At 55.0% G+C, this 6,938-nt stretch carries 6 protein-coding genes; 4 read left to right on the top strand and 2 right to left on the bottom strand.

All coding sequences use genetic code 11. From position 1 onward, the window contains the following. The 3 genes from K0F75_RS25635 to K0F75_RS08140 form a co-directional block, all read left to right on the top strand. Positions 1-531 (top strand): serine hydrolase (locus K0F75_RS25635; protein WP_257604282.1); only part of this gene is annotated, 531 nt, incomplete at its 5' end. A gap of 398 nt (positions 532-929) precedes the next feature. After that, entirely contained in the window at positions 930-1,271 is a 342-nt protein-coding gene (locus K0F75_RS08145) for a carboxymuconolactone decarboxylase family protein (RefSeq protein ID WP_219061368.1), read from the top strand. Between the two features lie 152 nt (positions 1,272-1,423). Continuing rightward, on the top strand, positions 1,424-2,338 hold the full coding sequence (locus tag K0F75_RS08140) for a hypothetical protein (RefSeq protein WP_219061367.1): 915 nt from the start codon (positions 1,424-1,426) through the stop codon (positions 2,336-2,338). 56 nt (positions 2,339-2,394) lie between these two features. Here the strand turns inward: K0F75_RS08140 and pssA are convergent, their stop codons facing one another. Beyond that, the gene (pssA, locus tag K0F75_RS08135; protein ID WP_219061366.1) at positions 2,395-3,738 is read right to left on the bottom strand and encodes a CDP-diacylglycerol--serine O-phosphatidyltransferase; all 1,344 of its coding nucleotides are present in this window, start codon (positions 3,736-3,738) and stop codon (positions 2,395-2,397) included. Between the two features lie 269 nt (positions 3,739-4,007). Between pssA and K0F75_RS08130 the strand changes: the two genes are divergently transcribed. Next, positions 4,008-5,558 (top strand): sensor domain-containing diguanylate cyclase, encoded by a 1,551-nt coding sequence (locus K0F75_RS08130; RefSeq protein ID WP_219061365.1) that lies wholly within the window; start codon positions 4,008-4,010, stop codon positions 5,556-5,558. 215 nt (positions 5,559-5,773) lie between these two features. Here K0F75_RS08130 and K0F75_RS08125 read toward each other — a convergent pair whose 3' ends face one another. After that, complete coding sequence (locus K0F75_RS08125; RefSeq protein WP_257604290.1) at positions 5,774-6,844, bottom strand: glycerophosphodiester phosphodiesterase; 1,071 nt, start codon at positions 6,842-6,844, stop codon at positions 5,774-5,776. Positions 6,845-6,938 lie beyond the last annotated feature (94 nt).

The raw sequence follows: 6,938 nt of genomic DNA, 5'->3' as shown, positions 1-6,938 counted from the left end.
TCGAACAAGATGTCGCTCTATGCACAGGGCTATAACAAACAGGACGCTCCAGTCAGGCTTAGCCCTGGCGTGCTTGCCGACGAAGCCTACGGAGTGAAAACCAGCGTCCAGGACTTGATTCGCTTCGTCGAGGCTAACCTGAACCCTGCCCAGACAGACGCCACGCTTAAGCGCGCGATCGCTGATACCCATATAGGTTACTTCCAGGTTGGGCCGATGACCCAGGACCTGATCTGGGAGCAGTATGGCTATCCGGTGAAGCTCGATACGCTACTGGAAGGTAACTCTGACAAGATGGCTTATGAGAGTCAGGCGACCACCGAGCTGACCCCGCCCCAGCCCCCGCAACAGGCGGTCTGGGTAAACAAGACGGGCTCAACCAGCGGGTTTGGAGCCTACGTTGCCTTCATTCCGGCGAAGAAGCTCGGCATTGTGATCCTGGCCAACAAAAATTATCCCAACGAGCACCGGGTTCGTTTGGCGTATCAAATCCTGAGCAAATTGGATTGCTGCTTGCGAGCAGAGCACTGAGGTCAAGTGCAGAGCGTGCTGACGTATGATCCGAATGGGTAAATAAATATCATATTGATATAAATGGTCATAAAAAATTACTACGCTCCGCGCCGAATGTGCATCGAGTCACGCTTTATTTTGTGGGCCGTAGTAATAGATTTTGGCAATGTCGGGTTAATAGTTGCGGGCTTGTTTGGTGGATTTATCGTCGGAATGCCGGTTGGATTCGAATTGGCACCGCAAGACGTTCCCTGCCAGACGCAATGACAGGCCGGTGGCGCGAAGCGTTTATCGATGGAGTTTGCGACCGCCGGAGCGGAAGTTGAGCGTGGCGCCGACGCTCGCTCAGGGCTGTTGGTCAATACTGTCTGGGTTGCCGTCGCAGCCTATGCCCGGCTCAAAAAGGAGATACCAGAATGTTCCTCAATTGGTCTGATCTCGTTGCCACCATCAAGAAAAGCTTTGGTTTATTAGCTAAATCCAATCCGAAAATGGTCAGCGCTTACCAGGCGCTGGATGAAGCATCCGCTGAGAACAACGTGCTGGACGCCAAGACCCGGGAGTTGATTTCCCTGGCCGTGGCCATCACCACCCGCTGCGACGGATGTATCGGTGCGCACGCTGAAGCGGCGATCAAGGCCGGTGCCAGTCGCGAGGAAGTGGCCGCCGCGCTCGCCACGGCCATTTCGTTGAATGCCGGTGCCGCGTATATCTTCTCGCTGCACGCACTCGAAGCTTACGATGCCTTGAAGAGCTAGCGTCCTGTCCTGAACGGTCAGGAAATGCCTTGCTGGCTGGCAGGCGCATGGGTATGTCTTGCCAGCCAGCGGTTTCTGTCCGGATCGCTGCTATTCGCTACAGGCCATTTGCCATACCATCGGTCCATTCAATGGAAAGAGAGGGTACGTACGTGAGCAGTTTCCTGGACAAAATCAAGAACAAGATCAATGAGGCCTCTCCTGATCTGCTCGCTCGCACGTCCGAGTTGATGGAGAAAGGCAAGAAGGCCGCTGTTGAAATGGCTGACAAGGCCGCTCCCGTGATCAAGCAGGCGTCTGCAAAAGCCAGCGCTTATGCCCAGGAAAAATCGCCGATCATTAAGGCGCAGGCGATCAAGGCACTTGAAGAAGCCAAGGTTCAACGTGCGGTTCTGCAAGAGAAAGCCCGAAACGACAAGGTGGCTCACGCTGAGTACGTAAGGACCATGTACTTGATGACCCTTACCCCGCGGTCACTGGCGTTCATCGACGAGAAATTCAACCATTACGGTCGCGCGTTGAACTTCATGTGCATCACGGGCGAAGTACTGGCGTCTGACAAGCGTTCTGAGGTGAGGATGTCTGCCAGCCATTCGCTCAGTGGCACAGGTGGCGGGTTTCTTTGGCAAGGGACCGGCTCGGTGAGCATGAATGTGTCCAGCCACTCCTTCGTCAACGCTACAACCAACACGGCCCATGAATTCTGGATACGGCTGCCGGACGGGGTCGAAAAGCCTATCTATCTGTTCGACAGCAACATCCCCATGCGCAAGGGCCAGGTTGTTTCGCTGATCTTCTGCAACGCTGACGACAGCCCCAACGGGATGCTGGTGGCACTGGTCAACCACAATGCCAAGGCGATGTGGAAGGTCCTGGGTCCGGCCGAGATCAATCAGCGTTATAAGCTCTACACCAAAGAGCCAGGCTTGTTTAATGGTCGGGAAGTTCGTGAGACGACCGCGCGACTGCTCAACGAACTGGATATTCGCTTGAGCCAGTTGGGTGAGTGGGCCAGCCGCTTCGAGGCGCCTCCGAGCGAAACTGATCCGGCCCTGCTCGGTCACTGAGCCCTGTCGTGGGCTCACAGGTGTTGGCTGCTCTACGCGATCATCGAACGTTGCAATCAGAGGATGCGGTACAACAAACGCTCGATGCGAACCCGACTGACCCGACGCAGAAACGTGCGCACGGCGACCGGGTATTCGCTGAGCGTGTCCAGTTCGTCGTACTTGCCGACCCGCAGGGTATTGCGCATCAGTTGAGTAACTTCTACGTCACGGCGTGCAGTCCACTCGGACTTGGGATCGTCGATCAGCAGGGCATTTTCCAGATCCAGCTGGAAGGCTCGCGGGTTGAGGTTGTTGCCCGTCAGCAAGGTGTAACGCTGGTCGGCCCAGAGGCCCTTCAGGTGGAACGTGTTGTCGCCGTCTTTCCACAGGTGCAGATTCAACTGGTGCTTGGCGATGGCTTGCTGATGCTTTTGTGCGAAGCGGCGCAAGCTGATTTCGTAGAGATAAGGCAGTGCGGCGATGACTTTAAAGGGCTCGTCGGCCGGGATGAAAAAGTCATTGGCCGTCTTGTCGCCGATGATGATATCGATGGTCACGCCGCGTTTGAGGGCGCGATTGATTTCCCGGGTCACGGTCACCGGCAGATTGAAATACGGCGTGCACAGCGTCAGTTGTGTCTGGCTGGCCGCGATCAACTCGCAAATAGTGCGACTAAGCGGGTTCTTGTTGCCTACACCCAGTAGGGGTATGACGCGCAGGCCTCCGGTGTCTTCGCTGCCGTTTGAGGTGTCGTATGACGTGCGTTTGAGATGGCTCCTGAAGGCCCGGATTTCACCCCGCAAACTGCGAGAGGTGGGGGGCGAGGGCAGGTCCAGGCGGTGCACGGCTTTGGACGTGAGTACATCGTTACGCACCATGTGTTGCATCGAGTCGGCCAGGGCCTTGTTCTGCAACAGGTGATAGCGATCAAGGCGGTATTTGTCGAACTTGTGCAGGTAGACGTTGTTGATGCTGGCGCCGCTGTAGATCACGCAGTCATCGATCACGATGCCCTTGAGGTGCAGCACCCCGAACAGTTCTCGAGTCTGCACAGGCACGCCATACACCGGCACTTCTACATCATGCTCCAGGTTCTGCGCCTGATACCACGCGGAATTACCGGGTTGCTTGCCGGCACCGATCAACCCTCGTTGTGCGCGAAACCAGTCCACCAGCACCACGACATCCAGTGTCGGCCGCGCCACTTTGGCTGCGTACAAGGCGTCGAGGATTTCCTGACCGGCTTCATCCTGTTGCAGGTACAGGGCAACCACGTAGATCCGCTGCGTTGCTGCAGCAATTTTCTCCAGCAGGCAGCGTCGGTAGTCGGCGGCGTGGGGCAACATCGTGATGGCATCGGCTGCCAAGGCAAAACCACGAAGCGTGGGCAGGGTGGAACGTCTGAAAGTGGAGCGCATAAGCCTCTCGAAGCGTTAGCCAGATAGCCCGGGAGCTTACACCAGAGTGTCAGGAAAATGGTTTGCTCTTTGCCTCTCGCACAAAGCCGGTCGATAGGGTGAGCGCAAAAAAAAGTACTGAATGGTTATCCAATTGCGTGAATCGGAGTACGGGGTCACCCCAAAAAGGTGATGACGATGCCCTGTAACGGGCGCGTTTTAGTCACTTTAGAGTCTAAAAGCGCTATTGCGGTATAAGGTGGTGTACGCTTGCGGCCTCTAAAAACAGGATGAAGTTATTGATATCCCAACATGACGATGGCGAGGAAGCGTTAATACGACCGGTTAAAAGAGTCCCGGTATTGTGGCTGGCAATCTTTGCTGTTTTTTTGGTGTGCGTGTCGATTGTGGGTTTTAATTTATGGCAGTTGAAACATGCCAAAGACCATGAGTTTGAACAGGCCCGCGTCGCGACATCGAACCTGTCCAAGTCACTGGCTCAGCAAGCTGAAGATACGTTTGATGAAGCAGACGTCATATTGGCCGATCTTGTTGAGCGTCTGCAGAATGATGGCTTGGGACCGGCCCAGATTGATCGCCTTCATCATCTTCTGGTGCAGCACGTCGTTGAAACTGAACAATTACAGGGTTTGTTTTTTTATGATCGTACGGGGGCATGGCGCCTGACCTCTTTTGCGACCAAGCCGGAAAACGCCAATAATGCTGATCGCGAATACTTCCAGTATCACCAGCAGAACGACAATCTGGGTCCGCACATAGGCAAGGCGATTCGTAGTCGAACGACTAACGATTGGGTCATACCGGTTTCAAGAAGGTTGAATGACACGCACGGCCAGTTCGACGGCGTTGTATTGGCCACGCTGAACATGAAGTATTTCGACCGGTTTTTTGAAGGTTTCAACATTGATCGTCAAGGCGCTATTTTTCTGGCAATGACGGATGGCACTCTGTTAGCTCGACGTCCCTTCACCGACGACGTGATTGGAGCGTCCATCGCTAAAGGGCAGGTGTTCACCGAATACCTGTCAAAATCCACTTCAGGCACGGCCATGGTGACGTCCATTGTGGATAAAGTCACCCGGCTCTACGGGTACAGGCAGCTGGGGAAATATCCCTTGGTCGTCGCTGCTGCCATCTCGGAAGAGTCACTGTTCGATGAATGGCGACAGAACGCGCTTAAATCAGTCGTCGTGATTGTCATCGCCGTATTGGCCAATATTTTATTCGGCGTTCTACTCGTCCGACAGATTCGCTTTGGCTTGCAAGCCGAAGCGAAGATGCGCGTGGCTCAGGATTCCCTGGAGAAGCTGGCCTTGCAGGACAGCCTGACCGGGTTATCCAACAGACGGCATTTCGAAAGAGTCCTCAATCTCGAGTTTCGTCGCAGTGGGCGGAAAAAGACGACCTTGAGCCTGATCATGCTGGATATCGATTTTTTCAAAAGTTTTAACGACGCCTATGGTCACTATGCCGGTGACCATTGCATTGCTGCGGTTGCTGACGCGATCCGCAGTTGTTTGAATCGTGCAGGTGACCTGGCTGTTCGTTATGGTGGTGAAGAGATGGCGATATTTTTGCCGGACAATGACACTCAAGGTGCTTATGCGCTGGCTGAAAAAATAAGGCTCGCGATTCTCGCCAGGCACATACCGCATGTTGATAACCCCGCGGGTGTCGTCACCGTCAGCCTTGGCTGTTACTCCTGCGTACCCAGTGAATACAACACTATTGAAGCACTGATAAAAAGAGCTGATTCTGCATTGTATGCCGCGAAAAAAGCAGGCAGAAATCAAACCATGACTTTTCAGCTGGATGTTTAATTCCGTTCCGATGCGTTCTCACCGATACGCGTCAGGTCGTGAGCTCAATTGAGCACGGTACTCAAACAAAACCTGAGGACGGCTGATCTGGCAGGGCGGTATGGCGGCGATGAGTCCTGCGTGATACCGCTATAAGCAGGCTGTACAGCAAGGCTTCGTTAGCGCCTGCCTTGAGCCGATAACGAAGCCTTGCTTTCAGCACGGGTGAAATACGCTCAATAGCCGTTTCGACGGAGAAGGGTGTCCAGGCTTTCTGCCGACGGACGCCCGTAGAACGCCAGCAGTTGTGCCGCGCGGTTGGTGAAGAAACCGTCGACTCCGCGGGCGCTGAGCGCTTTGAAATCCACTTCGTCATCAACGGTGTAGGGATGGATTATCAGGCCTTTGTCATGGGCCATGCGGTTCATCCACGGCTTGACCAGGTCCATGTAGCTTTGATCACCACCGTCTTTGAGCGCTGATGAAGGTCCAATGCCGATTGCGCCGTGAGCTTTGGCCCACGCCATCCACGCTGCGAACTCTGCTTCGGACTTCACGTCTTGCCCGGCATAGAAGCTGGCCTTGTCTTTGGCCCCAGAGGTCTTGAACGTGGCGTCCGAACTGGCTTGGATGTAGCCATCCCCTAACCACAACAACAGCACTTTCGGCACCTGCGGCATGCTTTTTTGCAGCAGTTCGAGGCTCGGTTTTTCGAAGGTCTGCAACACTACGCGGCCAGGCATGTGCGCGACATTCACCCGGCCCTTGGCGGCTTCGGGTCGTTGATCGAGCCAGCCGCGTTTGGCCAGGGCATTTTTAAGGTCTTCTTCTATGCCGGGAAACTGGGCGGGAACCTTGGTCTCGATATACAGCCCCGGTTTGTTCTCACCGCCCTCGGCGATATCGATGACTTCGTCCAGGGTCAGTATTTTCAAACCGACGTAACTGCTGCGGGCTCTGGCGGGGAAGGCGGTATTGAACCAGGAACCAGCGTCCAGTTGTTTGAGCTCCGCCAGCGTGAAGCTGCTCACAGGTTGCGTGATGCGGTCCGGGTAGACCTGCGCGATGTTGGTGGTGCGTCTGAGGGTGTCGTCATGCAGGGCGATCAGAACTCCGTCCCTGGTGCGCTGAATATCCATTTCCAGATAATCGGCCCCCAACTCCCGAGCCAGCATGTAAGCCGGAATGGTTTCCTCTGGCGCATCAAACGAGGCCCCCCTGTGCGCAATAATCGCAGGCCAGGGCACACCGATTTTGGCGGCGAGTGCCTTGCCCGGCGGTTCAATCGCGAGTGTGGATTCACTCATCACCAGCGCGCTCGCCAACAGTGTAATGAGCCCGACCGCTCGTGGAATACCTTTCAACATGTCTGATTTTCCTTTCTGCACGGATCATTCACGA

The organism is Pseudomonas sp. UMAB-08, assembly GCF_900095225.1.
Classification (GTDB): domain Bacteria; phylum Pseudomonadota; class Gammaproteobacteria; order Pseudomonadales; family Pseudomonadaceae; genus Aquipseudomonas.
This window is presented reverse-complemented; position numbering and strand designations above follow the sequence as displayed.